Origin of the sequence: Pseudoflavonifractor sp. (assembly GCF_050943825.1) — a bacterium.
Taxonomy (GTDB): domain Bacteria; phylum Bacillota; class Clostridia; order Oscillospirales; family Oscillospiraceae; genus Pseudoflavonifractor.
Genome location: NZ_JBMNPX010000009.1, coordinates 1 through 24,412 on the forward strand (window position 1 = coordinate 1; position 24,412 = coordinate 24,412).

The 24,412-nt window shown below is 58.6% G+C and carries 25 protein-coding genes and 1 pseudogene; 11 read left to right on the top strand and 15 right to left on the bottom strand.

The window, feature by feature from the left end; all coding sequences use genetic code 11:
* Nucleotides 1–68: 68 nt before the first annotated feature.
* The gene (locus ACOX7T_RS09005) at nt 69–272 is read right to left on the bottom strand and encodes a hypothetical protein (protein ID WP_433441962.1); all 204 of its coding nucleotides are present in this window, start codon (nt 270–272) and stop codon (nt 69–71) included.
* Between the two features lie 344 nt (nt 273–616).
* Nucleotides 617–1,282 carry a UDP-N-acetylglucosamine pyrophosphorylase gene (locus ACOX7T_RS09010; RefSeq protein WP_433441964.1) on the bottom strand — a complete coding sequence of 222 codons (666 nt, stop codon included), beginning with the start codon at nt 1,280–1,282 and terminating at the stop codon, nt 617–619.
* 143 nt (nt 1,283–1,425) lie between these two features.
* Here ACOX7T_RS09010 and ACOX7T_RS09015 point away from each other — a divergent pair, with 143 nt between their 5' ends.
* A complete protein-coding gene (locus ACOX7T_RS09015) occupies nt 1,426–2,103 on the top strand; it encodes a polysaccharide deacetylase family protein (RefSeq protein ID WP_433441966.1) in 678 nt (225 codons plus the stop codon).
* 85 nt (nt 2,104–2,188) lie between these two features.
* Here ACOX7T_RS09015 and ACOX7T_RS09020 read toward each other — a convergent pair whose 3' ends face one another.
* On the bottom strand, nt 2,189–2,323 hold the full coding sequence (locus tag ACOX7T_RS09020) for a hypothetical protein (protein ID WP_433441968.1): 135 nt from the start codon (nt 2,321–2,323) through the stop codon (nt 2,189–2,191).
* Here ACOX7T_RS09020 and ACOX7T_RS09025 point away from each other — a divergent pair.
* On the top strand, nt 2,322–2,732 hold the full coding sequence (locus ACOX7T_RS09025; protein ID WP_433441970.1) for an MFS transporter: 411 nt from the start codon (nt 2,322–2,324) through the stop codon (nt 2,730–2,732). The genes ACOX7T_RS09020 and ACOX7T_RS09025 overlap by 2 nt on opposite strands.
* 73 nt (nt 2,733–2,805) lie before the next feature.
* The gene (locus tag ACOX7T_RS09030) at nt 2,806–4,773 is read left to right on the top strand and encodes a beta-galactosidase (RefSeq protein ID WP_433441972.1); all 1,968 of its coding nucleotides are present in this window, start codon (nt 2,806–2,808) and stop codon (nt 4,771–4,773) included.
* Nucleotides 4,774–4,900: 127 nt separating this feature from the next.
* Here the strand turns inward: ACOX7T_RS09030 and ACOX7T_RS09035 are convergent, their stop codons facing one another.
* Nucleotides 4,901–5,263, bottom strand: a complete 363-nt coding sequence (locus ACOX7T_RS09035; protein ID WP_433441974.1) for a hypothetical protein — start codon at nt 5,261–5,263, stop codon at nt 4,901–4,903.
* A gap of 140 nt (nt 5,264–5,403) precedes the next feature.
* On the opposite strand from ACOX7T_RS09035, the gene ACOX7T_RS09040 reads away from it, so the two are divergent.
* Both ACOX7T_RS09040 and ACOX7T_RS09045 read left to right on the top strand, forming a co-directional pair.
* Nucleotides 5,404–6,777 (top strand): vWA domain-containing protein, encoded by a 1,374-nt coding sequence (locus ACOX7T_RS09040; protein WP_433441976.1) that lies wholly within the window; start codon nt 5,404–5,406, stop codon nt 6,775–6,777.
* A gap of 539 nt (nt 6,778–7,316) precedes the next feature.
* Entirely contained in the window at nt 7,317–7,505 is a 189-nt protein-coding gene (locus ACOX7T_RS09045; protein ID WP_433441978.1) for a hypothetical protein, read from the top strand.
* Nucleotides 7,506–7,610: 105 nt separating this feature from the next.
* Here the strand turns inward: ACOX7T_RS09045 and ACOX7T_RS09050 are convergent, their stop codons facing one another.
* The 3 genes from ACOX7T_RS09050 to ACOX7T_RS09060 all read right to left on the bottom strand — a co-directional run bounded on the left by ACOX7T_RS09050 (nt 7,611) and on the right by ACOX7T_RS09060 (nt 12,594).
* Nucleotides 7,611–10,484 (bottom strand): glycoside hydrolase family 3 N-terminal domain-containing protein, encoded by a 2,874-nt coding sequence (locus tag ACOX7T_RS09050; protein WP_433441980.1) that lies wholly within the window; start codon nt 10,482–10,484, stop codon nt 7,611–7,613.
* Nucleotides 10,485–10,618: 134 nt separating this feature from the next.
* Nucleotides 10,619–11,887 (bottom strand): ATP-binding protein, encoded by a 1,269-nt coding sequence (locus ACOX7T_RS09055; protein ID WP_433441982.1) that lies wholly within the window; start codon nt 11,885–11,887, stop codon nt 10,619–10,621.
* Nucleotides 11,884–12,594, bottom strand: a complete 711-nt coding sequence (locus ACOX7T_RS09060; protein ID WP_433441984.1) for a LytR/AlgR family response regulator transcription factor — start codon at nt 12,592–12,594, stop codon at nt 11,884–11,886. The genes ACOX7T_RS09055 and ACOX7T_RS09060 overlap by 4 nt, the downstream gene beginning before the upstream one ends.
* Before the next feature lie 276 nt (nt 12,595–12,870).
* Between ACOX7T_RS09060 and ACOX7T_RS09065 the strand changes: the two genes are divergently transcribed.
* The 4 genes and pseudogenes from ACOX7T_RS09065 (at nt 12,871) to ACOX7T_RS09080 (ending at nt 15,361) form a co-directional block, all read left to right on the top strand.
* The gene (locus ACOX7T_RS09065) at nt 12,871–13,212 is read left to right on the top strand and encodes an RNA polymerase sigma factor (protein WP_433441986.1); all 342 of its coding nucleotides are present in this window, start codon (nt 12,871–12,873) and stop codon (nt 13,210–13,212) included.
* A 12-nt stretch (nt 13,213–13,224) separates the two neighbouring features.
* Nucleotides 13,225–13,332: pseudogene (locus ACOX7T_RS09070) on the top strand (RNA polymerase sigma factor); the annotation flags it as partial.
* Nucleotides 13,322–14,251, top strand: a complete 930-nt coding sequence (locus ACOX7T_RS09075; protein WP_433441988.1) for a hypothetical protein — start codon at nt 13,322–13,324, stop codon at nt 14,249–14,251. The pseudogene ACOX7T_RS09070 and the gene ACOX7T_RS09075, both read left to right, overlap by 11 nt.
* 27 nt (nt 14,252–14,278) lie before the next feature.
* Entirely contained in the window at nt 14,279–15,361 is a 1,083-nt protein-coding gene (locus ACOX7T_RS09080) for an S-layer homology domain-containing protein (protein ID WP_433441990.1), read from the top strand.
* A gap of 134 nt (nt 15,362–15,495) precedes the next feature.
* Here the strand turns inward: ACOX7T_RS09080 and ACOX7T_RS09085 are convergent, their stop codons facing one another.
* From ACOX7T_RS09085 to ACOX7T_RS09120, 8 genes are all read right to left on the bottom strand, one after another.
* The gene (locus tag ACOX7T_RS09085; protein WP_433441992.1) at nt 15,496–16,383 is read right to left on the bottom strand and encodes a LysR family transcriptional regulator; all 888 of its coding nucleotides are present in this window, start codon (nt 16,381–16,383) and stop codon (nt 15,496–15,498) included.
* Between the two features lie 86 nt (nt 16,384–16,469).
* Nucleotides 16,470–19,094, bottom strand: coding sequence for an FAD-dependent oxidoreductase (locus ACOX7T_RS09090; RefSeq protein WP_433441994.1), 2,625 nt, complete (start codon nt 19,092–19,094; stop codon nt 16,470–16,472).
* Nucleotides 19,095–19,371: 277 nt separating this feature from the next.
* Nucleotides 19,372–20,148 carry a twin-arginine translocase subunit TatC gene (tatC, locus tag ACOX7T_RS09095; protein WP_433441996.1) on the bottom strand — a complete coding sequence of 259 codons (777 nt, stop codon included), beginning with the start codon at nt 20,146–20,148 and terminating at the stop codon, nt 19,372–19,374.
* Entirely contained in the window at nt 20,148–20,318 is a 171-nt protein-coding gene (gene tatA / locus ACOX7T_RS09100; protein WP_433441998.1) for a twin-arginine translocase TatA/TatE family subunit, read from the bottom strand. The genes tatC and tatA overlap by 1 nt, the downstream gene beginning before the upstream one ends.
* Before the next feature lie 34 nt (nt 20,319–20,352).
* Nucleotides 20,353–20,778: a twin-arginine translocase TatA/TatE family subunit gene (locus ACOX7T_RS09105; protein WP_433442000.1), complete on the bottom strand. Its 426-nt coding sequence runs from the start codon at nt 20,776–20,778 to the stop codon at nt 20,353–20,355.
* 185 nt (nt 20,779–20,963) lie between these two features.
* Nucleotides 20,964–21,383, bottom strand: coding sequence for a MarR family winged helix-turn-helix transcriptional regulator (locus tag ACOX7T_RS09110; RefSeq protein WP_433442002.1), 420 nt, complete (start codon nt 21,381–21,383; stop codon nt 20,964–20,966).
* Between the two features lie 83 nt (nt 21,384–21,466).
* On the bottom strand, nt 21,467–22,495 hold the full coding sequence (locus tag ACOX7T_RS09115) for a HAMP domain-containing sensor histidine kinase (RefSeq protein WP_433442004.1): 1,029 nt from the start codon (nt 22,493–22,495) through the stop codon (nt 21,467–21,469).
* On the bottom strand, nt 22,492–23,163 hold the full coding sequence (locus ACOX7T_RS09120; protein ID WP_433442006.1) for a response regulator transcription factor: 672 nt from the start codon (nt 23,161–23,163) through the stop codon (nt 22,492–22,494). Before ACOX7T_RS09120 ends, ACOX7T_RS09115 begins: the two co-directional genes overlap by 4 nt.
* Before the next feature lie 196 nt (nt 23,164–23,359).
* Between ACOX7T_RS09120 and ACOX7T_RS09125 the strand changes: the two genes are divergently transcribed.
* Nucleotides 23,360–23,734 (top strand): hypothetical protein, encoded by a 375-nt coding sequence (locus tag ACOX7T_RS09125; protein WP_433442008.1) that lies wholly within the window; start codon nt 23,360–23,362, stop codon nt 23,732–23,734.
* Between the two features lie 16 nt (nt 23,735–23,750).
* Complete coding sequence (locus ACOX7T_RS09130; protein ID WP_433442010.1) at nt 23,751–24,395, top strand: J domain-containing protein; 645 nt, start codon at nt 23,751–23,753, stop codon at nt 24,393–24,395.
* The last annotated feature ends 17 nt before the right edge of the window (nt 24,396–24,412 follow it).

The following is a 24,412-nucleotide window of genomic DNA, read 5'->3' on the forward strand; positions in this document are numbered from 1 at the left end:
TCCTTCACTTTTGATGTAGCATTTCCTCGAATTGTTCCGATAAATGCCCGATAAATAAAAAAACAGGACTAAAGCGACACCCGTTTTGTCGGGTTTTGCTTTAGTCCTATTATATCAGGGGCATCCTGGTAATAGCCCGTCAGGCGCAGCTCGGGGTGGGCCTCTATGTACTGCTCCAGCAGCTTGCGCTGGTTGGCAATGCTGTCGCTCTCCGCCTTGTCCCCGTCCTCTCTGGACAGGCGCAGGTAGCCCGCCGTATTCCACACCTCCACAGCCGCCCCACCTCATTTCCCACAGACAGAATCAGGCCCCGTGGGCCCGGATAAGGGCTTTGAGCAGGTCCTCCGGGGTTCTGGTACCTTCAAAACAGCGGGATATCCGCCAGTGCTTCTTTTCACCGGGCGTATTTTGTGCCATGACAGCGTGTCCTCCTCTCCGGCGTTCTTCTCCCATTGTATGTGACCCAGCTCCGGGAATATGCGGTCTGTCCGGCACGAAAGGCAGAAAAAGAGCCCTCCGCCGACGCGCCGTCTGAGGCCGGTCGGTGTGAGGGCTCTTTGGTTCTTCATGGAGTTGTCATGGCGCTTTTGTTTTCCGTCCTTCCGCCGGGGGACGATTACTTCTCCTGCCGCAGGACAATATGGTCCTTGTCCTTGTAGATGCAGTTGGCGGGGACCACACCCCGGACGCAGGAGGTGGGGTACACGCTGCTGTGCCGGCCCAGAATGGTACCCGGGTTGAGGACCGAGTTGCAGCCCACTTCCACAAAGTCGCCCAGAATGGCGCCCATCTTCTTCCGCCCGGTGGGCATGTCGGTCTCCCCCTTCACCACCACCAGCGTCTTGTCCGACTTCACATTGGAGGTGATGGACCCGGCGCCCATGTGGCTCTTATAGCCCAGGATGGAGTCGCCCACATAGTTGTAGTGGGGAGTCTGGACGTTGTCAAAGAGGATGACGTTTTTCAGCTCCACCGAGTTGCCCACCACGCAGTGGGCGCCCACCAGGGCGGAGCCGCGGATAAAGGCGCAGTGGCGCACCTCGGTCTCAGGCCCGATGATGCAGGGCGCGCCCAGATAGACGGTGGGGGCCACCACGGCGGTCTTGTGGACCCAGACGTGCTCCTGGTGCTGGGTGTACTCCTCGGGAGAAAGCTGGCTGCCCAGAGAGAGGATCAGCTCCTTGATGCCGTCCAGGGCCTCCCAGGGGTACTGGAACTGCCGGAGGTACTCCCCCGCCATGGTGTGGGACAGATCGAGCAGGTCGGAAATGGTAATGTTCATCAATATGGGACCTCCCATGTTCAGTTTTATGTTCATCTGCGTTTTAACTGTATACCCGGCCCGATATTATGATAAATCAAAATATCTTCCGCCGCTTATTCCACTCTATGATAGCACAAAGTACCTCAAAAAGCCACTCGCATTTGAAATCCGCGCATCAGAAAATACCGCCGCATGTCTTCTTCGAAAGGGCTCGCCGTCCCATCCTTTGCCGCAGTGTAATATCACCCTGGGGCAACGAGGACACCCAGGAGCTAATCGATATTCTGGCCCGGTACAATGTGAAGGCCACCTTCTTTGTGGTGGGCGACTGGGTGGACAAATACCCCGAGTCGGTCAAGGCCCTTCACGACGCAGGACATGAGGTGATGAACCACTCCAATACCCACGCTCATATGTCCAAGCTCTCCCGGGACGAGATCATTGCCGACGTAGAGGCATGCAACGATAAGATCGAAGCGGTGACCGGTGTGCGTCCCACACTGATCCGCCCGCCCTACGGCGAGTACAATGACACCGTCATCAGCGCCATCCGCTCCATCGGCATGGAGCCCATCCAGTGGGATGTGGACAGCCTGGATTGGAAGGACCTGCCCGCCTCGGAGATCACTCAGCGGGTCACCAGCAAGGTACAGCCGGGGTCCATCGTGCTCTTCCACAACGCCGCGCTCCACACCCCTGAGGCTCTACCTGCCATTCTGGAGACTCTGCTCCAGGAGGGCTATACCTTTGTCCCTATCTCCCAGCTCATCCTGCCCGGCACCTGCGGCACCGACTACACCATCGACCACACGGGCCGACAGTGTCCTGCCTGCCCATAAATCAAAATGCCCCCTCTCCGGCAATGCCGGGGAGGGGGCATTTTGGAAGAACGCTGCCCGCAGGCGCGGGCGCAGTGCGAAAACCTTACTGCTTGGAGACGGCGGTGTTCTTGCGGCAGCGGCGGACAATGCCCACCACGCCCAGAAGGACCAGGGCCGCCACCACGCAGTCGAAGGCGATGAGCCAGGCCTGCCACAGAGGCAGCAAACTGACAATCATGTCCGTCATCCCCCGCATCTTTGCCAGCTCCGCCTGGCTGCTCATGGGCGCCTTCGGCATCACCCTGAGATACCGCCCGGGCAGCGGTGACGAGGCCCGGGGCTACTCCTCCCTGTCCATCCGCATCTCCGTGGTGTTCATCGCCACCGTCCTGGTCACCATGATCTTCGTCAAAGACCGCAGCAGCATGGAGGCCGCCCAGGGTCAGAAGGCCAGCCGCATCTCCCTGAAAGAGGCCATCCACGTCATTACCGCCAACGACCAGCTGAAGGTTTACATCGGCGTTGTGCTGGCCTATAATATGCTGGTACAGCTGGCTGGCGGCATGGCTATGTACTATTTCAAGTACGTCACCGGCGATAAGAGCCTCTTCTCCTTGTCACCGTGCTGGCCTTTGTCATCTATGTGAAGGGCTATAAGCTGGACGGCAGCTACATGGAGCAGATTACAAAACAGCTGAAAGCGAATAAGGTGGAAAACTGATGTTTCTTGGCGTAGACTACTATCCTGAGCAGTGGGACCCCTCCATGCTGGAGGAGGACCTGGACAACATCTGTGAGCTGGGGTGCAATGCCATCCGCATTGCCGAGTTTGCCTGGCACCGTATGGAAAAGACGGAGGGGCAGTACGACTTCTCCTTCTTTGACCACGTCATCGAGCGGGCCAAGGCTAGGGGGCTGTCCATTGTCATGGGCACCCCCACGGCCACCATTCCCGCGTGGCTTGCAAAGAAGCACCCGGACATCCTCTCCGAGTTTGAGAACGGCACCAAGCGTGTCTTCGGCGGACGGCATGTGTATTGCTTCAACAGCAAGGCCATGTACACCTACTCCGAGCGGATCATCTGGGCCATGGCGGAGCACTACAAGAACGAAAAGGCCATCGTGGCCTGGCAAATCGACAACGAGTTCGGCCACGAGGACAGCGATATCTGCTGGTGCTCCCAGTGCCGTGAGGCCTTCCAGGCTTACCTGCGTGAGAAGTTCCACGGGGATATCCAGGCCCTCAATGATACCTACGGCACCGCCTTCTGGTCCCAGGAGTACAACGACTTCGACGAGATTCCCCTGCCCGCCGCCACCATCACCACCCATAACCCGGCCCTGCGGCTGGACTGGGAGCGGTTTCGCAGCGAGAGCATCGTGAAGTTCGCCGCCTTCCAGTCCGCCCTGCTGCGGGAGATTATCCCGGATGCTGTGGTCATGCATGATTTCCCCGGCGGCGGCCTGGGTAAGCACACCGACTACTCCGCTGTGTCCCGCTGCCTGGATTTCGTGGCCTACAACAACTACCCCGTCTGGGGCGGACAGCGGGAGCCCCTGCCCCCCAACGAGATCGCCTTCGGCCTGGACTACATACGGGGCCTCAAGCAGCAGAATTTCTGGATTACCGAGGCCATTATGGGCGCACAGGGCCACGATATCACCGGCTTCTCGCCCCGGCCCAACCAAGCCAGAATGTGGGCGTTCCAGAGCATGGCCCGGGGCTGTGAGTCCCTGTTCTTCTTCCGCTACCGGGGCGCTACCAAGGGCGCCGAGCAGTTCTGCTACGGCGTGCTGGACGCGGACAATGTGAAGCGGAGAAAGTTCTACGAGGTCCAGCGTTTCTTCCACGACATCAGGGCCTATGAAAACGTGCTGGAGACTCCCGTCTCCAGCCGGGTGGCCATCGTCTACGACTACGATTCCCTGGCCTCCTTCCGCATCCAGCGGCAGAGCATCACCCTGGACTGCGAGAGGGAGATGAAGAAGTACCACAAGTTCTTCTATGACCGGAATATCCCCGTGGACGTGATTCCGGCGGACAGCGACTTGACAGGCTACGACCTGCTCATCCTGCCCCAGATGATTGTGGCCAAGCCGGAGTTCCAGAACAAGCTGATAGAATTTGCCCAGCGGGGCGGCACGGTAGTACTGACCTACCGGGATTTCGTCAAGGACGCGGACAACAATCTGGTGCTGGGCAGGCAGATTCCGGTGGGCTTCGACGACTTCGCCGGGGTGTGTGTGGTGGAGACCGAGAGCCTGCAGGAGGGCCAGGAATTCTCCGTAACGGGCGAGGGCCAGTTTGCCGGAGTCCGGGGTATGGGCGGCATTTTCCGGGACATGCTGGAAGTTACAGATGCCCAGGTGCTGCTGCGTTATGACGACGAATTTTACCAGGACTACGCCGCCGCCGCCCGAAAGAGCCAGAAGGATGGCTGGGTGTACTATCTGGGCTGCGGCCTGGAGAAAGCGGTTCTGGACCGGCTCCTGGAGCAAATCACGGAAGAGCAGAGGATTTCCTCAGAGCTGTCCCCTTCCGGTGTGGAAGTGGTACGCCGAGGCGCCGGGGAAGATGAAATCTGTATCATAATGAACCACAATCCCCATGAGACAGAGTATGGCGGCACGGTGCTGGCGCCCTTCCAGTGTTGTATCCAGCCTGCAGGGAATACTCCCACAAAATAAAGAAAACACAAGAGAGCAGATCCCGTTGACGGGACCTGCTCTCTCTTTTTTCTCTATTCCGGCAGAACTCCAAAGCTGGCGTCTTTCCCAATGTAACGGTGAAAGAGCTGTGCCGCACTCACGCGGGTTAATCCTCCGTTTTCCCTACCTCCGGCAGAGAGGAAATATTGCCACAGTCGGTACAGATATCCTGCTCCGAGGCTCCGTTGCAGTTGATATAGCTGTCCCCCACAGTGGCCACCGCGCCGAACTCCACAGGGACCGCCACGCAGATATCCTGGGTGATGGTAAAGAAGCAGGAGCCGTTCTTCACGCCGGCGCATACCTCACGGCCGGGGGTGACCACAGGGTCGCCGCAGCATTTGGTGGTGGTAATGCCAGCCTGGGCAAAGGGGGTTACGGTCACGGGGACGCAGATGGACGCAGACTGATAGCCCACAGCGGGACAGGTCTGAGATTCGTTGAGTACTTCGGGATTCAAATTGGTCATGGGTGAATCTCCTTTCTGGCAATCGCCATTGTCATCTTATTGCACAAGGCCAAAAGAGTTCCACCCTTTCAGGCAGGAGCAGCCTCATTGGTGCTCGCATAGAATGAGGTGGGAGTTATTCCCAGAAGGAGGTAACACAAATGGGTGTTACAAATTCCAATAAAGTAATCAACACCGACCGCATTCTCTGCGACGGCGCTCTGCGCGTCACACTGGCGCTGACTGCCGCGCCGGACATCATTTCCAACCCCACCGATATTGTATTGATTCTGGACCGTTCCGGCAGTATGACCGGCGCGCCTCTGGCTGACATGAAGCTGGGGGCCAAGACCTTCATCGATCTCATCGACGAGGCCACCGACAGCAGCAAAGATGGCCAGATCGGATCCGGCAGCCGAATGGGCGTTGTCAGCTTCTCCAGCACCGCCACGGCGGATACGCAGCTGATCACCTCTGTGGATGAACTGAAAACTGCGGTAGACAGTCTGACCGCCGGCGGCAGCACCAACCACGCCGATGCCTTTTCAAAAGCTGCCCAGCTGTTTGACCCGGCCTCCTCGAATGCCAAGGTCATGGTCATGTTTACCGACGGCAGTACCACCGCCGGCGCGCCTCCCGCCCCAGTTGCCGCTGCGGCCAGAGCCCAGGGGATCATCATCTACTGCATCGGTCTGATCGGCTCCGATGGCCTGGATATCAGCGCTTTGAACGACTGGGCCACTGACCCGGATGCCTCTCATGTGGCGGTGACGCCGGACGCTGCTGACCTGGAAGAACTCTTCGCAGAGCTGGCTGCCAACATTTCCAAACCGGGCGCTACGGATATCAGCATCGATGAAGTCATCACCCCGGACTTTGTGATCACCAGCATTTCCTCCCCCACCAAGGGTTCCGCCACCATGCTGGACGCTCATTCTCTGCGGTGGAATATCCCTCAGCTGGGGGTAACCTCCAGCGAAAGTGCGGTTCTGGACTTTTTTATCCGCCATGTAGGCCTGCAGCCGGGAACCAAACTGGTCAACCAGTCCATCACATATTCAGACAATGAGGGAAACGTGGTTTCCTTCCCCCAGCCTACCGTGTCGGTATCGTGTGACATCGTGGTTCATCCGGAAAAATGCCCTGAGCCCGTGGAGCTGACCGTGGAGGGCTGTCAGGATTCGGTCCTGGTGGATATGGGAGACGTCTATATGGAGTCTCAGGGGCGGATTATTCAAATGGATGTGACCATTAAAAATGTCTGCCCCGGGAAGCGTGTGGCTTTGGCGGTCATTCTCACCGAGGTGGATCAGGACGGCATGGAGTATCAGCGTGGGATGAAAGCCATGACCATCCCCGCCCACAGCGCCCCGGTGTGCCAGGATGTGCTGGTCAAGTGCATTAAATTTGTGGTTCCCGAGGATCTGCGTGTTTTTGGCGGAGCCGTGTGCAGTCCGCGCAAATTCAAAGCCCGCTTCTTAGCCAATAACATTGATACCGATTACCGGTGCTGTGAGTCCACCATTACACTTTAACCTGTCCGCCACCGCCCACGGGCGGTGGTACATAATTATCCTCTAAACCGTAAGGGGCAAACGGTGAAAAGAGAGGGCGCTGCGCACGCCCACTGAAACGCATATCCGCCCACTCCCTACACATGAGATGCCCCTATGGTACCTGCTTAAAAAAAGGTATGTCCGCCCTGGACGCGATCTATGCCCGGCAGTCCGTGGACAAGGCGGACAACCTCTCTATTTAAGGCCAAATCGCCCTGTGCCGTCAGAAAGCCAGCACCGACCATAAGGTCTACCGGGACAAGGGACACTCCGGCAGCATGCCGGTCCAAGTTCTAAGCTAAAGCACTTGAAATTCGCTCCCCTGGAATTTGAACAGAAGAAGCCAGTGGTGGCCCAGTTCATTCACGAGAGCAGACTGTCCGGCAAGCCGGCAAAAGTGAGCTGGGATATATTAAAGTCGATAGCTGTGACTATCCCTTCTAGATTCCCATATCTTTTTTCTTTTATCTGGCGTTCAAAATCACGCTATCCCCTGCGCCCCAGCGGCTTGAAGCCGTTTGGGACAAGGTATCGTGCTCTTCCGCAGCGCCGCGCTCTACCCCCCTGAAGCTCTGCCTACCATTCTGGAGGCTCTGCTCCAGGAGGGCTATACCTTTTTGCCCATCTCCCAGCTTATCCTGCCCGGCACCTGCGGCACCGACTATACCATTGACCACACCGGCAGACAGTGTCCTGCCTGCTCATGAACCATGCGGAGCTCTCCGGCATAACCGAAGAACTTCACTTGAAAAACCGCCCCGTGCCAGTTGGCACGGGGCAGTTTGGATGTTGCACAGAAGGGAGACAGTGTATCAGACGGACTGCTTTTTGCGGCCGCTCACTGCCAGGGTAGCGATACCGCCGATAGTGGCCACATAGAGCACGGCGCTGACTGCGATGGCGATCACACGCCAGGTAGTCATGGTGTCCACGTTGTCGGTGGCGTAGCTGTTGGCCACGGTGTAGAGGTACTGATGGGCAGCCTCCCGCATGAGCAGCTGGCCGGAGGCGGTCTGGGCCAGGGTGTCGCAGGTCTTCTGGCCGAAGCCGTAGAGCAGGGTGGAGCCGCCGGCAGTGATGGCCACCTCAATGTCCATGAAGCCGTGCTCCTCGTTGTTGTCGGTGAGGACGGTACCCTGGAAGCCCCACTCATTGCGCAGCACGTCGGTCAGCAGGGCCTTGGAGCCGCCGGCCCAGGTGGTGCCCAGGTTGTTGTAGGCGGACATGATGCCGGTGGAGTTGCCGTCTTTCACGGCCATCTCAAAGGGCACGAAGTAGATCTCACGCATGGCCTGCTCATTGGCCCAGGTGCACAGGCCGTAGTGCCGCTGGGTCTCCCGCTCGTTGAGGGCGAAGTGCTTGACGTAGCAGTACATGCCGTTGGCCTGGGCGGCCCCCACAGCGGCGGCGCACATGGTGCCCGCCAGACAGGGGTCCTCGGAGTAGTACTCAAAGTTGCGGCCGGTGAAGGGGTTGCGGTGCATGTTGGCGCCGGGGGCATACCAGCCGGAGATGTTCCAGGCCTGACCCTCCTGGGAGATGGCGTCGCCGAAGGCCTTGGCCAGCTCGGTGTTCCAGGTGGAGGCGGTGACCACCTCGCAGGGGTAGGTGACGGTCTTGTAGGTGCAGGTGCCGGCAAAGGCGTCGAACACGTAGGACAGGGCGGCGGGGCCGTCCATGTCGTAGGTCTGGGCCTTGCCTACGCTCTCCACGGCGGGGCAGCCCCAGCCGTTGGCGCCCACCATCAGGTTGATGTCGTCAATGGTCAGCTGGTCCAGCAGATCCTCCCACATGGGGTCGTCGTAGTCCTTGCCCTTCAGGTCGTTGAGGGTGAGGCCGTTGTGGGCACCGAAGGTGGGGGCGGTGTCACTCTCGTCCACATAGCTCTGGTCCACCTCCAGGGCGGTGCGGAAGGCCTCCAGCTGCTCCTCGGTGGCCTCCCGGCTGGAACCGGGGACAATCTCCCAGGTGTCCCGGGTCATGTAGGCTACGTCGCCGGCCACGTCGTCAAAGTGGTTGACTGCGGTGACCGCATCGGTGGAGCGCTTGCCCACACAGGTCACGTCCACCCCGGCCTTGGCGGAGCCTTCGTCGGCAAAGGCCAGGTTGCTGTCCACGGTGTAGGTGTAGGTCATATTGTCGTTGACGGTGTGGGAGTCGGTGCGCAGGGAGATGGTATAGTCCCCCGCCTCCAGCACGTAGGATCCGGTGGTGGTGTAGTAGCCGGTGTCGTAGGAGGCCATGTTCTCCACGGGCAGGGTGAGGGTGACGGTGCCGCTCTCACCGGGCTGGAGCAGCTCGGTCTTGGCGTAGGCGCCCAGCACCACCTGGGCCTTCTGGATGCCGCTGCCGCCCTGGTCGGCGGTGTAGTAGGGGGCGGTGTAGTACAGCTCCACCACGTCCTTGCCCGCCGCAGAGCCGGTGTTGGTGACCTTCACGGTGAAGGTGAGCACGTCGCTCTGGCCCACGGAGCCCGAGGCGGTAGCGTCGGTGACCTCCCAGGTGAAGTCGGTGTAGCTCAGGCCGTAGCCGAAGGGGTACTGGACCACGTCGTCATAGCCCGCGCCGGTGACCTGCTCCCCCTCCCGGGTCACATAGTCGTAGGAGGTACGGGTCTCATAGTACCGGTAGCCCACATAGATGCCCTCCTGGTACTCCAGCAGGTAGGCGGGGTGGGAGTCAAAGGCCTCGAAGCAGGAGTTGGAGTTTGTGTACTCAAAGGTGTCGAAGTTGTAGTAGGAGGGGATGGTCTCCACGGCGTAGGGGTAGATATCGGCGGTGCGGCCGGAGGGGTTGACGGTGCCGTTGAGGATGTTGGCCACGCCCACGGTGCCCACATCGCCTACGTCGCCCACCCACAGGGCGGCGTCAATGTCGCCGGCAGCGTCGGGGTTGCCCTGGGAGGCCCCGTCCAGGAAGCCCAGCTCCATGGCGTTGCCGGTGTTGATGAGCACCACCACCTTGCTGAAGGTGGCCTTGGCCTGCTCCAGCAGGGAGAGCTCAGCGCTGTTGAGCTCCAGGTAGTGCTTGGACTGGTCGGGGGCATAGGTGGTGTAGTCGGTCATGATGGTGGGCAGGTCGTTGCCCTCGCCGCCCTTGCGGGAGAAGACGATGACCGCTGTGTCGGAGTACTCCTTCAGAGCGTCAAAGGAGCAGTCGCCGGTGTACATGAAGGTCTGGCCCATGTCGGCGGCCAACTCCTCGGTGGCGGCGGGCTCGTTGATGGAGAAGTCCACGCTGAAGGTATTCTCGCCGCCCTCGACGAACGCAGCGTACATGTCGGTCAGGGCGGAGTTGACCTCAAAGCCGGCCTGGGTCAGGGCAGAGACAAAATCCACCCGGTTGTCCAGGAAGGTGCTGCCGCCGGAGCCGGTGCCGCCGTAAACCGGGGAGCAGGAGGCGTATCCCAGCAGGTTGATCTTTCCGGCAGACAGGGGCAGCGCGCCGTCGTTCTCCAGCAGGACGGCGCCCTCCTCCTCAATCTGCTGGGCCACGGCCAGACCGTTGGCGGTGGCCTGGTCCACCAGGTCCTGGTCCACGTTGTTGTCCACAAAGGCCTTGTCCAGAGCGCTGGCAAACACGCCGAACATCAGAATGTCGGCCACCAGGGTGACGGCCAGAACCAGGCTGAGCAGTGCGATGAACAGTTTTTTCTTTCCCTTGCGGGGCTTTGTCGGGTTGGGCATGACAGTTTTTCCTCCTCATTCATCTCTTCCTTGTGTCCGCTGTGCCCGGACACAGGTTCTGAGGAGAGCATAACAGAGCGCCGCCAAACCGGCGGCGCTCTGTCCGTAACCTGTCATATTTTTTCCGTAGTCTGTCACGGTGTGGGGAGCACGGCGGAGAGGATGAAAATGTCCCCGTCCACCTGGACGGTGAGGGAGCCGCCGTATTTCTCCACAATGGAGCGGATGCTCCTCATGCCGTACCCGTGGTCCCCGTCGGTCTTGGTAGTGACGGGCAGGCCGTCGCCGGCAAAGGAGACGGGATGACCGCAGTAGTTCTCAATCTGGAGCACCGACAGCTCCCCCCGGGTGTAGAGGGTGACGGCGATGACCCGCTTCTCCGGGTCGTCAATGCCGCTGACGCTCTCAATGGCGTTGTCCAGGGCGTTGCCGAACAGGCAGTACAGGTCCACAGGCTCCATGTGGGCCAGGGGGCTGCCGTCGGCCATGCAGGTCCAGCTGATGTGCCGCTTCTCACACAACAGGCTCTTCTCTGTCAGCACGGTGTCCAGCACCTGGTTGCCCGTCTTGACCACGCTGTCGTAGATCATCACCGACTCCTCAATCTCCCGCAGGGAGGCCTCCCGCTCGGCCTCACCCCGGACGGTGCGCAGGGCGGCCACCTGGTGTTTCAGGTCGTGGCACTTGCGGTTGATAAGGTCGATGTTCTCCCTGGAGAGCTCATACTGCTCCTGCTGCTGGCGGCGTAGCCGCCGCTCGGTCTCCACCTGGGCGGCCAGCCGGGTCTGCTTTCGCAGGCTGACCTGGACCCACAGGGCAAAGGCACAGCAGATCATGGCGTAGAAGAGGCAGACATGGGCGTAGGGAGAGGCGCCCTCCTGGAGCACATTGCCCGTGACATAGTAGCTCAGCAGCAGGGTGAAGGACAGCACCACCGCCATGGACAGCAGGGAACGGCGCAGTCCGGCATCGTAGTGGCCGCCCTCAGGCAGGCGGCGGGCGATGAGCAGATAGGCCAGCAGGTATACCGCGCCGTAGGTTACCAGCCGGAAGGCGTAGTCCTCCATCGGAGATACGTCCATCAGGCGCAGTATCTCCACATGGAAACAGAAGGCGAAGTGCTGGGCGGCATAGGCGCACACGGCGCAGTACAGGGCGTCCCACACCGGCACGTCGCAGCACAGCCACACAAAGGCCGCCGCGGTGACAAATTCCAGGGCGTACCGCAGGAACACGTGGGGCAGCAGCGCGGCTATTCCCAGGCAGGCCGCGATTCCCAATACCATGCGCAGGGGAAAGATCCGCCGTTTGCTCAGCGGGGAGAGAAACACCAGGCAGGAGACCAGCAGCTCCACGATGAAAGTGAACTGGTCGGTCAGCCAGAACCACAGCTCCTCGCTCATCGTCCTCCACCTCCGTAGTAGTCGCTCAGGGCCTGCAGAAATTCCTTCCGCTTGGGGCGGCTGATCTTCAGCTCCCGGCCGTCCACAACGGCCACGTCCTTCTTTACCCCGGACACATGGGCCAGATTTACCAGGTAGCAGCTGTTGCAGCGGACAAAGGGCTCCCCCGCCAGCTCCCGCTCCAGCTCCCGCAGAGTGCCGGTGGCGGTGAAATCCCCCTGTGCGGTATGGTAGTGCAGCTGGTGGTCGGCCACCTCCGCGTAGTACAGCTCTGCCGAGCTCAGACGCTGGAGGTTTCCCCCGGCGCTCAGCAGCAGCTGCTTTCCTGTCCGGTCGGCCAGAATCCGCAGGGCCTTTTTCAGCTTCATGGCAAAGGCATAGTAGCTTACCGGCTTGAGCACATAGTCCAGTGCGTCCACCTGATAGCCCTTGATGGCGTACTGGGCCATGTTGGTGATGAAGATGATGAGCACCTTCTCGTCCACAGCCCGGATCTTTTCTGCCGCCGTCATGCCGTCCAGCAGAGGCATCTCAATGTCCAGCAGCAGCAGGTCGTACACCGGCCGGTAGCGCTCCGTCAGGTCCATCCCGTCGGCAAACACGGCCACCTCTGCCTCCAGGCCGTTCTCCCGCCGGTGCCGGTCCAGATATTCCTCCAGCGTGGCCCGATAGGACGGATCGTCCTCCGCGATGGCAATGCGTACCATGATATCCCTCCTGTTCTCCCCCTCACAATGGGGCAGAACCAATTTTTCGGAGATATCTTACCATACCCGGTACCTTTTTTCCACCGTCCTTTCCCCTGCCCCATATTGCGGATTCTCCGTTTTCTGCTATGATACCCTTTGACATCTGAATTAAAAAAATTTTTTCGAAAGCCCCCGACATTTCAGGCTTCCAAATCGTATTACAAGTGAAAGGGGGAAGGAGGTAGAAACGGAATGGGTCATCCTTTGTTGCGTACGGACAAAGAGATCACCGAATTGTATGAAACCCACGTGGATATGGTATACCGGCTGTGCTTCACAATTTTGAAAAACCGCTTCGATACGGAAGATGCGGTTCAGAATACGTTTATCAAGCTGATGCACTATTCCAAACCCTTTGACAGCCCGGAGCACGAAAAAGCCTGGCTGATCGTCACCGCGTCCAACACCTGCAAGGACGCCCTGCGCCGGGCCAGCCGCAGGGATGAGCCGCTGGAGCTCCAGCGCGATCTCCTCGCCCCTGCCAGCGCCGATCCCGCCGGCAATACGGTTCTGGACGCTGTTCTTGCCCTTCCGCTCAAGTACAGGGCCCCCGTCTATCTGTACTACTATGAGTGATATTCCGGAGCTGAGATCGCATCCATGCTCCACAAGCCGGCCTCTACAATTCGCAGCTATCTCAGTAAAGCCCGCCAGGAGCTGAAAAAGCAATTAGGGGGTGATTTTGATGCGCAATGAACGTTTTCTTCAAGCCTATGATTCGCTCCGGCCTGACCCAGCTGCCAGAGAGGAGATGCTGGCCCGGATTCTCTCCTCCAGGGAGGCAGAGGCTCCCCCACGCCCCAAGCGGCAGCTTCTTCTCCAGCGCGTTCTGCCTGCGGCCTGCGCGGCTGCTGTACTGCTGGGTATATTCATCTTTCCTCAAAGCCATACCAGCGAGCCGCCGGCCACGGTGTTCCACCAGGTGGCTCCCGGTGCGGATAGTCCCGACGGCATCCGAAAAACCATGAACTGCAACGGCCTTCGGTACACCTTTCTGAACAACGGCGCCTCCTATGACCTGACTGCCGACGATCTGTCCGCATCCCTGGGGACGCTGGAGTATGACATCCAGCAAGACCCAAAGCGTTACAGCAAGGCAGATCTGGCCGCCAGCTTTGCCGTTGGCGGGACTGTCTACCAGATGACCGCCTATGATCCGGCCTTCCGGCTGGCTGTAGAGTGGAAAGGACAGTACTACATCGCCGAATGTGTGGATACTCTGGACGGTCAGAACCTGGAGCTGAGCACTTATTTTGAAACGGCAGATTTCTCAGATACCGTGGAGCTTGTCCAGATCTGCGATCATGCGGGACAGAGCGTGCTTCGGACCATTTCCGGAGATAAGATACAGGGACTTTTCTCCCTGCTGGTCCAGGCCGCCCCGGCAGAGCTCACAAATGAGCAGTATCAGGCAATCGCCCACGCCCAGAACAGCGGAGCATCCTATCAGCTGCTCTTCCAGCTGAAGGACGGCACCTCCTATCACCTCTATGTGATTCCACCCCTCTCCTTCGTATCCGCCGGCGACAACCGCTACCTGCTGCCGGACGAGACTGCCCAGGACCTCAATACGATGTTTTCCGATTTGCAGCAGTTCCCTCTTCCCATGGGGTAAAATTCATTCGTAAAAGGAGCAACAAACATGAATAAGAAACTGCCTGTACTGATTCTGACCGGTGCGCTGGCCTGCACCATGGCCCTGCCTGCTCTGGCTGTGGAGCAGACTCCCACCGCTGTGCCCACCGCCGCCGCGGAGGAGACCCAGGCTCTCCCCAGCAGCGTGCTCTACTACGGCACCGTGCAGGAGATTGTCAAGGACGAGAACGGCACCATCACCCGGCTCCGCATGGACTCTGAGCGCTACGGCGAGTACATTATGAATATCACGGAGCAGACCGTGTGGATTGACAGCGGCAGATGCACTGCCTCCGACCCCGCCACCCTTGCAGAGGGCGAGGGTATCTACGTGTTCCACAGCGCCGCGGCTGCTCTCTCTCTGCCGCCCCAGTCCACCGCCCTCGCCGTGGTGCGGGATATTCCCGCAGACGCCGGCACCGCCCAGTTCCATGAGGTGGAGGCCGTCGCTCTGGAGGACGGCCAGCTGACCATCACCACCAACAACGGCGGCCTGTCCATCCTGGCCGACCAGGACACCACTCTGTCCCGCTATGGCTCGGATGAGGCCGTGGCTCTGGAGGATATCCAGGCCGGCAGCCAGGTGATGGCCTGGTATGGAAGCGCTTCCTCCGGTCAGGCCAGCGCCTATCATCTGATGCTCCTGCCCGATGCAGCCGATGAAACACTGACCCGCGGCGAGCTGGTAGCGATCCTGTACGAGCGGGAGGGCAAGCCCGTCGTAGATTTTGCCATGGACTACTCCGATGTAGCCGGTGATTCGGAGTATGCCGAGGCTATCCGCTGGGCCACCAGTGAGCAGCTGGTGAGCGGCTACGGCAACGGCACCTTCGGCCCCGAAGACACCGTAACCCGTGAGCAGCTGGTGACTATCCTGTGGCGCTACGCAGGCAGCCCCATGCTGATGGACTATACCGGCCTGTCCCAGTACGCCGATGTGGGCGAGATCTCCCGCTTCGCCCAGCCCGCCTTTGCATGGGCCCACCAGCAGGGTCTGATCTCCGCTGAGGAGGACGGCCTCCTGCATCCCCAGGCCGATGCTACCCGTGAGCTGGCGGAAACCATGCTGGAGCAGCTCTCCGCAGAGTAACCTTTTCCTCTGCCAGCTGTCCTGTCAACTGAATATAAGACAAAGACCGTCCAGCCGACATATTGTCAGCTGGACGGTCTTATGCTATGGAAAAATGACATAGAATAGCAGCATATTCAGCGTAGTCTTATCTTTTAGAACTCCTGTTGATGCTCTTTGATAAATGCCTGTACAGGAATGGGCAGGTGCCAGTCCTTCCGACAGGCTAGATAACGGTGAAACCGATAGTCCGGGTTGGGGAATGGAAAGGTGACCAGGCCGTCCAGATTACGGGACAGACAGTAGGAGCGGGCTGCAAACAGAACCCCCTCGTTGACCCGGACATGCTCCACTCCCTGGTCAAAGATGCCGTTGAACTCCCGGAACCGGGGCTCCCGCCCAAGATAGGTCCCCAAAAGACGTTTGCTCTCCTCCGGCATGGCGCAAATACGGGGGATCAGAATCGGCTGACGGGCCAAATCCTCCAGTGTGACGTTCTCTGCCCGGGCAAGGGCGCTGTCCCGGCTGACCAGAACATAGGCTGGTTCGGAGGATATGAGCACCTTCTGAAGACCGGAATTCTTCTCGCCGTCTATGTAGGCCAAATCCAGATCTCCCTGCAGAAGCATGCGCTCCAGATTATCTCCGGGACTAAATTCCCGGATCTCCAGGATCATCTGTGGAAAAGCACGCTCCCATTCAAAAAGGAGCTTAGGGGCCAAGGGACTGTACTCGTTGAAATCTCCGTGCACAAGGCCCAGGCGGATGGTGATCCGCTCCGCCCGACGCATCTCGTCCAGTGTCCGGAGGGCATTGTCCGCAACCCAGACAATCTGTGTGGCGGGCTCCAGCAGCTTTTTGGCGTACTCGGTGGGCTCTGCCCCCCGCACGCTGCGGGTGAAGAGAGGAACCCCCAGTTCCGCCTCGAAATTTTTAATCTGCTTGGACAGGGTCTGCTGGGTGATGTAAAGCTCCTCCGCTGCCTGCGTGATATTGCCGCATTTGCATACGGCAAGGAAGTAGCGCAGCTGTTTGATCTCCATGGCAGTCCCCTCCCATCCTCGAAATTGCCCTTTATGCAGAATGCTTTACCATATTTTTCAAAAGGCAAACCTCCGGGCAAAGAGCCTCAGAGTCCCGCCTGCTTCATGCAGTCAGCCAGAGCCTCCCGGACAGCGTTGGTGGTGACCGTCGCGCCGGAAACAGTGTCAATGGAGCCTTTCTCCAGAATCTGCTGGGCAAACTCGCTGCCCAGCTCACGGCCGATGCCGGCAGTCTCGTTGGAGGTGTCCACTTCCACATTCACCAGCTTGCCGTCCTCCACGGTGATGGTGACCGTCACATCACCGATGCCGGTCGCAGTGGCGGTATAGGTATTTCCATCACCGGTGGTGCCGGTTTCGGTGGTCGTAGCGGTGCCGATCTTCCGGGCCACCAGATTGGCCCGGGCGGTGGCGTTGGCGATGGTACCGGGGCTGTAGCAGTTGCCCACCGCGTATACATCCGCACAGATGGCGCTGATCTCCTCATAAAGCTGACGGTTGTTTGCCTCGGGCAGAGCCTGCACTACGGAATCGCAGGCAACCGTCATCTCCACGCCGTACTCCGTCTCAAAGGTAACTTCGGTCTCAGCAACCGTCTTTACCGCTACATTGTGGTACAGCTTCAGGCCCTTGGCCCGCATCCAGGCCTTGGTCATCTCACGGGGCCATGCGGCGCCGTTCATGTAGAACTCGTTCTCCGGGCCGGGATTCAGCATGGTAACTGTCTTGCCCAGCTTCATCAGGTTCACCGCCAGCTCACAGGCCTGGAACTGGGCGCCCACAATGACAACATGATCGCCCAGCGGCAAGGTGTCGCCCTCTTCCAGGGCGGCCAGCATGTTCGTCATGTTGGGGATATCCCCCGTCACCGTGGTCTGGTTGTCCCAGGCACCCGGCTGGCTTCCCACCGCCACGACGACGGTATCCGGCCCTTGCTCCTTGACAAAATCGGCTGTCACTTCCTGACCGGTCACCACCTCCACGCCGTAGACCTCCAGCTGGCGGATCAGGTAGTTTTTGTGGTCCAGAATGCGCTCATGGGTCCCCTTCAGCTTCTGCAGGGAGTCCAGGCGGCCGCCCAGCGCGTCGGCCTTTTCATACAGCTTCACATGATGGCCCCGCTGTGCGGCGATGCGGGCGGCCTCCATACCGGCAGGACCGCCGCCGATAACCATGACATTCTTGGGCGTGTCCGTGGGCGAGGGGAAATAGCCCTCGGGCATATCCTCGGTGAGGGCACGGGAAAGGGCAGGGTTGACCCGGCAATACATGGGAATGCCCCAGTCGATGGAGGCGATGAAGCAGGTCATGCAGTGGGTACAGGGGGCCACTTCGTCCCGGCGGCCCTCCTTCAGCTTGTTGGGCAGGTCAAAGTCCGCCATCAGGGGACGGGTCATCAGGAAGAAATCCACCTTCCCCTCGGCGATGGCGTTGTCCAGCAGGTCGGGAGCCAGACGGGGGTCCATGGAGCCCACCACGCCCACGGGAATGGAGACATGCTTCTTGATGGCCGCCGCTACATCCAGCAGGGCTGCGGTACCGTCATATTTGCCCAGAACCGGGGCCAGATGCTTGTTATAATCGATTACGGTGCCGTATCCGGTATGACCGTGCTCGGGAATATGAAGTACGTCCGGCATAAAACCGCCGCAGTGATGGCCGAAGATCTCCGACCGGATATGCAGGCTGCTGGCACCGGCCTTCTCGAAGAGCTTTGCAAACTCAATGGCCTCCTCCAGCGTGGTGCAGCCCTCATCCTTGCCCAGCTCGGACACGTTGTACTCCAGGCCGCTGAACAGCACCTGAATCACAAAGTCATCACCGATCCGCTCGCGAATGCCGCTGATGATCTCGGTCAGAATCCGGCAGCGATTCTCGATGCTCTCGCCGCTGTACTGGTCGGTACGCTCATAGTTCATGCGGCGGGAGAGATAGGTGGAAAAATAGTGATTGCAGGAAGCATTCAATTCAATGCCGTCAAAGTCAGCTTTGTAGTACCGCTCTGCGGCGTCAATAAACTTCTGTATCTCCTGCTGAATCTCCTCGGTAGACTGCATACGCCCGCCGAAGGAGTTCTCCAGCTTGGTGGTCTCGGTAAAGGTGGAGGAAGAACCGTTGCCCAATACGTCGGTGACCTGTCCAATGGCGAGCGCTCCGCCCTCATGGATGGTGTCAGCGATGAGCTTATGCGCGGCAATCCCCTCATCAGAGGTGAAGGTCAGCAGGCCCGCAATATTCTCCGAGCCGCCGACCCACGGCATATCGGCAATCTCGTCCATGCTGGCGGCCGAGTCTGACGGAGCCGAGGACGGAATTGAGTTGGACGCCTCCGTGCAAATCATGCCGATGCCGCCCTCGGAAAACCGGCGGTAGTACTCCAGTGTGGTGTCATCGGGCCAGTCGGAGCGCTTTTGCATTTCCGAACCGGCAGCGCTCTTGCCGAGACGGTTGCGCATGGTAACGCCGCCAATTTTCAGCGGGGAAAAGATGTGGGAATAATCCGTGGTATAGGCGGTAAAATTCTCCTGGGGGTTCAGAATATCTCCCAGGAGCACCCCCTTGGATTCGGCGGCGCCAGCTGCGGAATCGGTGGGCTGCGGAGTCTGTGTTGTCTCCTCAGTCGCCTGGCATCCGCCAAGAATACCGGCCAGCGCCAGTCCGGCAATTCCTGCGGTGGTCCCCTTCAAAAAGTCTCTGCGGGATATATCCATTTTCAGTCCTCCTTGTAAGGCTTTCGCCTTTTTTCGTTCATCAAAATTATAACAATGTACTTATCGATAGAAAAACAGAAAAAAGGCTCGTTCCACAACCCGCGGCTGTGGGACGTGCTTCACATAGAGCACGCTTTTGCAGGAATATTCGGCGTATGGCTTCCGACAGGAAATTGCGTCATCGTCTGGACACAGCCTTGCCCCGGTACACCTCCACGTACCGGGGCAAGGCATAATCTCTGTTCAGGCAGGCGCAAGGCCGTTTCATCGGGGCATTTTAAGCCTTGGCTTCCGCCTTCTCCTCTTTCTCATCCCTCCTGCGCCGGATCTTCATCAGGAGCCAGCAGAGAATGATGCTGAACTCATAGAGCAGCAGCATGGGGACGGCCACCATAATCTGAGAGACGATATCCGGCGGCGTAATCACGGCAGCCACAAAGAAAATGACCACAATGATGGCTTTTCGTGCCTTTTTCATCCATTCTACCTTGATAAGGCCCAGCTGGGTCAGCAGGACGGACACCACAGGCAGCTCAAAGACCACGCCGAAAATGACGAAGATTGTGAGCAGGAACGATATGTAGTTGTGGACTGAGATGGCGGCTGAGATGTAGGTCCCCTCGGTGATGCCGATGAGAAATTCCAGCATAAAGGGCAGCATCAGCCGGTAGGCGAAGTACACTCCGCCCGCAAAGCACACCAGCCCGAAGCACATCGCCAGCACGGCAAAGACATTTTCCCGCTTCTTCAGTCCCGGCCGGATAAAGGCCCAGAGCTGATAGAGAATCAGGGGCAGGCTGACGCAGAGAGAGGCCACCAGCGCCACCGAAAAGTGCTCCAGCAGCAGCTCCTGAGGGGAGATATAGACATAGCTGTAGCCGTAGGCCTTACCGATATCGGTGAGCAGCTCTACGATGTCCCCTGCAAAATAGAGGCTTACCGTAAAGACCGCCGTCAGGCATATCACGCAGACCAGCAGCCGGTTCCGAAGCTCCCGCAGATGGCCGGAAAGGGCCATGGTCTTGCCCTCCGACCCCTTCTTCAGTTTTTTCATTACTCTTTGGTTTTCTGCTCCCGCTTCTCCTCGTCGTCCTCGGTCATGCCGGCGCGGAGATTCTTAATGCTCTTTCCCATCATCTTGGCCAGCTTGGGGATCTGAGTGGGGCCAAAGATGACCACCACCACGGCCAGCACGATGAGCAGCTCTGTTGTACTGATTTTCATGATACATCCTCCTAATCTTTTTCTCCCGGTAAATTTACTGTGCCGATTGTGCCGTTTCGGCTTCTTCCGATACGGCGGTCCTCTCCATTGTGGAAGTTTCCTCCTCCGCAGGGGCGGGGGTCTCCTCTGCCTGCGCTTCGGTGTTCATTTCTTCCGCCTTGGGCGCCTCCTTTGAGGGCTTTCCCAGGTTTTTGAAGGACTTTTTGATATCCGTCACCTCGCTCTGGATATCCTTTTGCAGCCCGGTGATAGGCTCCATCGCCTCTTTGAGGGACTTCTGGGCCTCCTCCAGAGGCTCAATGATGCTCTCCCGGATGTCCTTGGTGGCCTCGGAGGACACCTTCTTGAACTCTTTCAGGGCCTCGCCCAGCTTTTTGGCATAGTAGGGCATTTTGTCGGGTCCCAGGACAAGGAGAGCCACGCCCAAAATCACCAGTATTTCTGCAAATCCTATCCTCATTTCCACGCTCTCCTCTCGTCCGCCTGGCTTTCTCTGTGTCCCTCCCGCGGGTTCTCCTCCTGCCCGCCGGCCACGCCGCCACCGGATGGCCTGCCCTCACCCATACAACCACTCCTCTCCTGCTCTTTAGTGTAGCGTGCTACACTAAAGAGCAAACACAATGCCGCTTATCCGCGGCACTATGTCTATTCCAAATTTTTATAGATAACCAGCAGCATCCTGGTGAGCTCCGCCACCTGCTCCTGGGTCAGTCCCCGGACCATAGACGCCTCCTGTTCCTGGACCATGTGGACCAGCTCTTCGGCCACGGTCTGGGCTTTTTCGGTCAGGCGAACCATTTTGCTGCGCTGCTGCTTGGTGTCAAGCCAGGTAATTACATATCCGCGCCGCTCCATCCGGGAGACAAGCCCTACCACCGTAGGATGGGAGACCTCCAGAAAGTCCTCAATTTCCTTCTGGGTGGCCTGTCCCTCCTGGCTCTGGAGAAAGGTCAGCACCCGGCACTGGGAGAGTGTCAGGTCATAGTGGGTCAGATCCGCATCCGCTTTGACCTTCATTTTATCGTCGATCATTTTCACCAGATAGCCGATCCCTTTGAGTGTCATAGCTTCCCCCTATGGTGTAGTGTGCTACATATTATAGAGCACCTATCTCATCCAGTCAAGAGAGCGCGCGGGTTGTTCCCCGTTTATGTGTGCGCCGCGGGCAAGGTAACCGTAAATTCCGTCCCCTTTCCCACTTCGCTCTTTACGGCAATCGTGCCGCCGCTGAGCTGAACGATACGGTACACCAGCGGCAGGCCGAGGCCATTGCCCACAGACGAATGGGCTGTGTCCGCCTGATAAAACTTATCAAAAATATGGCTGACTTCAGAAGGGCTGATGCCGATGCCCTCATCCCGAATGGTCACCGCAATGCTGTCCGCTGTTCGGACCGCCGAAATGAAGATCTGACCGCCGTCATGGCTGAATTTGATGGCATTGCTGATGAGGTTCATCCAGACATGCTCCATCATCTCCACATTGTTGACATAGGGCAGCTTTGGCAGGTCCATTTCAAAGGTGAGCCCCTTTGCGCTCCACAGGGTCTCCATCCGCAGCACACAGCCGCGGAGCTGCTCGTCCAAATCGTACTCCGATTGCTCCGTCACCAGCTTCTGGTTTTCATACCGGGCGATTAAAAGGACGCTGCTGGCCAGGTCGGACAGCCGTTCCGATTCCGCCGCGATGTATTCCAGGTATTTTTCCCGCTTTTCCAAGGGCAGGTTCTCGTTCCTCAGCCGCTTGGCAAAGCCCCGGATGGATACAATCGGCGTTTTGAACTCATGGGAAAAGGTATTGATAAAGTCGTTGCGCATCATCTCCGTGCTGCCCAGCTCGGCGGTCATCTGATTGAAGCTGTGCAGAAGCTCGCAGATATCCCCTTCGCCTGACTCCTCCACCCGCACAGAATAATCCCCCTTGGAGATGGACTTGGTGGCTTTCATCATCTCCTGCAGGGGCTTTGCCGAGCGCTTGCTGACCACGGAGGAAATGGGCACCGCCACCAGGGCGGAGATCAGCATGGGCAGCAGCGGTGAGTCCGGCTGTTGATTGGCCGGGAGATAGGCGGACAGATTGAGCCAGATAAATGTGGTGATAAACCCGGACAGGACATTTGTGATCACAACACAGGTGACAAAAATGCCCCGCGAGGAGTGGAGCATGCGCTTTATCATCGTTTCACCGCCTTATATCCCAGCCCGCGAACGGTTACGATCTCAAAATCGTGGTTGTCCCGGAACCTGTCCCGCAGCTTGTTGATGTGGACATTCACGGTGTGCTCGTCGCTCTCCGTGTCCAGATCCCATATTTCATCCATCAGCTGCCGCCGGGTAAAGGTCTTGTTGTTAAAGGAGAGGAGCTTGTAGAGCAGCAGGAACTCCTTCTTGGGCAGCGTCTGTGCCGTGCCGTTTGAGATGACCGTCAGGGAGTCGTAAATCAGCTCTGTGCTTCCCACCGTCAGCTTTCGCTCGGTTAAAATCTTGGCCCGGCGCAGCAGCGCCGCCACCCGCAGGAGCATCTCCTCCTCCTCAAAGGGCTTCACCATATAGTCGTCCGCGCCCAGCAGAAACCCCTTCTTCTTGTCTGAGAGGGTCTGCTTGGCCGTCACCATCAAAACCGGCATATCCATGCCGCTCTCCCGAAGCTGTCTGAGCAGCTCATAGCCGTCCAGCTTGGGCATCATGATGTCCAGTATGATCAAATCAATATGCTTGGCCTCCAGAACCTCCAGGGCCTCCAGCCCGTTGCACGCCAGGACCGGTTCATAGCCCGCATCCGCCAGCGCATCCTCCATGAGCATCCGTATGCCGTTGTCGTCTTCCACCACCAAAATCCGAAACACGCTGCTTCCCACCTATCTTCTATGGAATGACAGGTAAAGGGTAGCATTTATTTGCGGAGTAGAAATAAACAATTTGTAAATTCGTCTCATCTCCCGCAAAACTTGACCTAAAGTTAATGTTAGGTGACGAAAACTTAATCTTCCCTCTCTATAATCACGGACAAATCCTCTGCTTGCAACAGGAGTGCAATTCATTATGAAATACAAACTTCGCGCATTCTTCTCCGGCCGCAACGGAATCGATGACCTGGGCAAAGCCCTCCTGTGGGCCGCCCTAATCGTCATGGTACTCAGCTTACTGTTCGGAGTCATGTTCCTGTACAGCGCGGCGCTGGCGGTGCTCTGCTATGTGTACATCCGGGCCCTTTTACGCAATGTGGAGAAGTGCCGGGCTCAGAATGAAAAGTATCTCTCGTGGCGCAATCTCCGCAAGCTGCGCTTCCGGCAGCGCAAGACCCACAAATTTTACCGTTGTCCACAGTGTAAACAGCAGCTGCGCGTCCCCAAGGGAAAGGGCAGAATCTGCATCACATGCCGGAGCTGCGGCGCCCATTTTGAGCGGAAAACATGATGAGGAGTGAACTGGGATGAACGATCCTTACAGCGTGCTTGGGGTTTCCAGAGACGCCTCCGAAGAGGAAATCAAGCGTGCATACAGGCGTCTGGCCAAAAAATATCACCCCGATCTCAATCCCGGCGATCCGGAAGCCGCCCGCAAGATGAATGAGATCAACGCCGCCTATGAGCAGATCAAAAATCCCGGCCAGACAAACGCCGCCTACGGATACGGTAATCCCCACAGCGCCGGCAGCAACCCCTATGGCGGATACGGCGGCGGGTATGGAGACTCCGGGCAGTCCTATGAGGAGGATTTCGACCCCTTCGGCCCCTTCTCATGGTCTGGCCGCAGCACCGGAGGCACCGTCCACCGCAGGCCGTTTCTTATCTATATCATTGTGGGCTTTCTTGTGCTGAATCTGGTGTCCGCTCTTCTCAGCCGGTCCATGCGCGCGCCCCAGCAGGACCAGCTCCAGAGCCAGATAGAGCAGTTTCAGGAGTATTACAACGAAATGTACCCGGATTATCCCGGTGCATACCCACCGTGGTATGAGGAGTCCTCTCCGGACAGCGGGGACTCGGAGCAGCAGGAGAGCGACAGTTCCCAGTCGGGCCAGAGCCCGACCTTCCCCGGCTCCTGGTTTGGCGGCTACCCGTACAGCAATGACAACTAATCCGCGAAGGAGAATAA

Excerpts from the sequence above, each read along its gene's own strand:
- ACOX7T_RS09090 (WP_433441994.1), bottom strand. The coding sequence starts at position 19,094 with ATGGATATATCCCGCAGAGACTTTTTGAAGGGGACCACCGCAGGAATT.
- ACOX7T_RS09080 (WP_433441990.1), top strand. The coding sequence starts at position 14,279 with ATGAATAAGAAACTGCCTGTACTGATTCTGACCGGTGCGCTGGCCTGC.
- ACOX7T_RS09110 (WP_433442002.1), bottom strand. The coding sequence starts at position 21,383 with ATGACACTCAAAGGGATCGGCTATCTGGTGAAAATGATCGACGATAAA.
- ACOX7T_RS09075 (WP_433441988.1), top strand. The coding sequence starts at position 13,322 with ATGCGCAATGAACGTTTTCTTCAAGCCTATGATTCGCTCCGGCCTGAC.
- ACOX7T_RS09125 (WP_433442008.1), top strand. The coding sequence starts at position 23,360 with ATGAAATACAAACTTCGCGCATTCTTCTCCGGCCGCAACGGAATCGAT.
- ACOX7T_RS09035 (WP_433441974.1), bottom strand. The coding sequence starts at position 5,263 with ATGACCAATTTGAATCCCGAAGTACTCAACGAATCTCAGACCTGTCCC.
- ACOX7T_RS09060 (WP_433441984.1), bottom strand. The coding sequence starts at position 12,594 with ATGGTACGCATTGCCATCGCGGAGGACGATCCGTCCTATCGGGCCACG.
- ACOX7T_RS09055 (WP_433441982.1), bottom strand. The coding sequence starts at position 11,887 with ATGAGCGAGGAGCTGTGGTTCTGGCTGACCGACCAGTTCACTTTCATC.
- ACOX7T_RS09020 (WP_433441968.1), bottom strand. The coding sequence starts at position 2,323 with ATGATTGTCAGTTTGCTGCCTCTGTGGCAGGCCTGGCTCATCGCCTTC.
- ACOX7T_RS09085 (WP_433441992.1), bottom strand. The coding sequence starts at position 16,383 with ATGGAGATCAAACAGCTGCGCTACTTCCTTGCCGTATGCAAATGCGGC.
- ACOX7T_RS09115 (WP_433442004.1), bottom strand. The coding sequence starts at position 22,495 with ATGATAAAGCGCATGCTCCACTCCTCGCGGGGCATTTTTGTCACCTGT.
- ACOX7T_RS09025 (WP_433441970.1), top strand. The coding sequence starts at position 2,322 with ATGTCCGTCATCCCCCGCATCTTTGCCAGCTCCGCCTGGCTGCTCATG.
- ACOX7T_RS09105 (WP_433442000.1), bottom strand. The coding sequence starts at position 20,778 with ATGAGGATAGGATTTGCAGAAATACTGGTGATTTTGGGCGTGGCTCTC.
- ACOX7T_RS09130 (WP_433442010.1), top strand. The coding sequence starts at position 23,751 with ATGAACGATCCTTACAGCGTGCTTGGGGTTTCCAGAGACGCCTCCGAA.
- tatC (WP_433441996.1), bottom strand. The coding sequence starts at position 20,148 with ATGAAAAAACTGAAGAAGGGGTCGGAGGGCAAGACCATGGCCCTTTCC.
- ACOX7T_RS09030 (WP_433441972.1), top strand. The coding sequence starts at position 2,806 with ATGTTTCTTGGCGTAGACTACTATCCTGAGCAGTGGGACCCCTCCATG.
- tatA (WP_433441998.1), bottom strand. The coding sequence starts at position 20,318 with ATGAAAATCAGTACAACAGAGCTGCTCATCGTGCTGGCCGTGGTGGTG.
- ACOX7T_RS09010 (WP_433441964.1), bottom strand. The coding sequence starts at position 1,282 with ATGAACATTACCATTTCCGACCTGCTCGATCTGTCCCACACCATGGCG.
- ACOX7T_RS09040 (WP_433441976.1), top strand. The coding sequence starts at position 5,404 with ATGGGTGTTACAAATTCCAATAAAGTAATCAACACCGACCGCATTCTC.
- ACOX7T_RS09050 (WP_433441980.1), bottom strand. The coding sequence starts at position 10,484 with ATGCCCAACCCGACAAAGCCCCGCAAGGGAAAGAAAAAACTGTTCATC.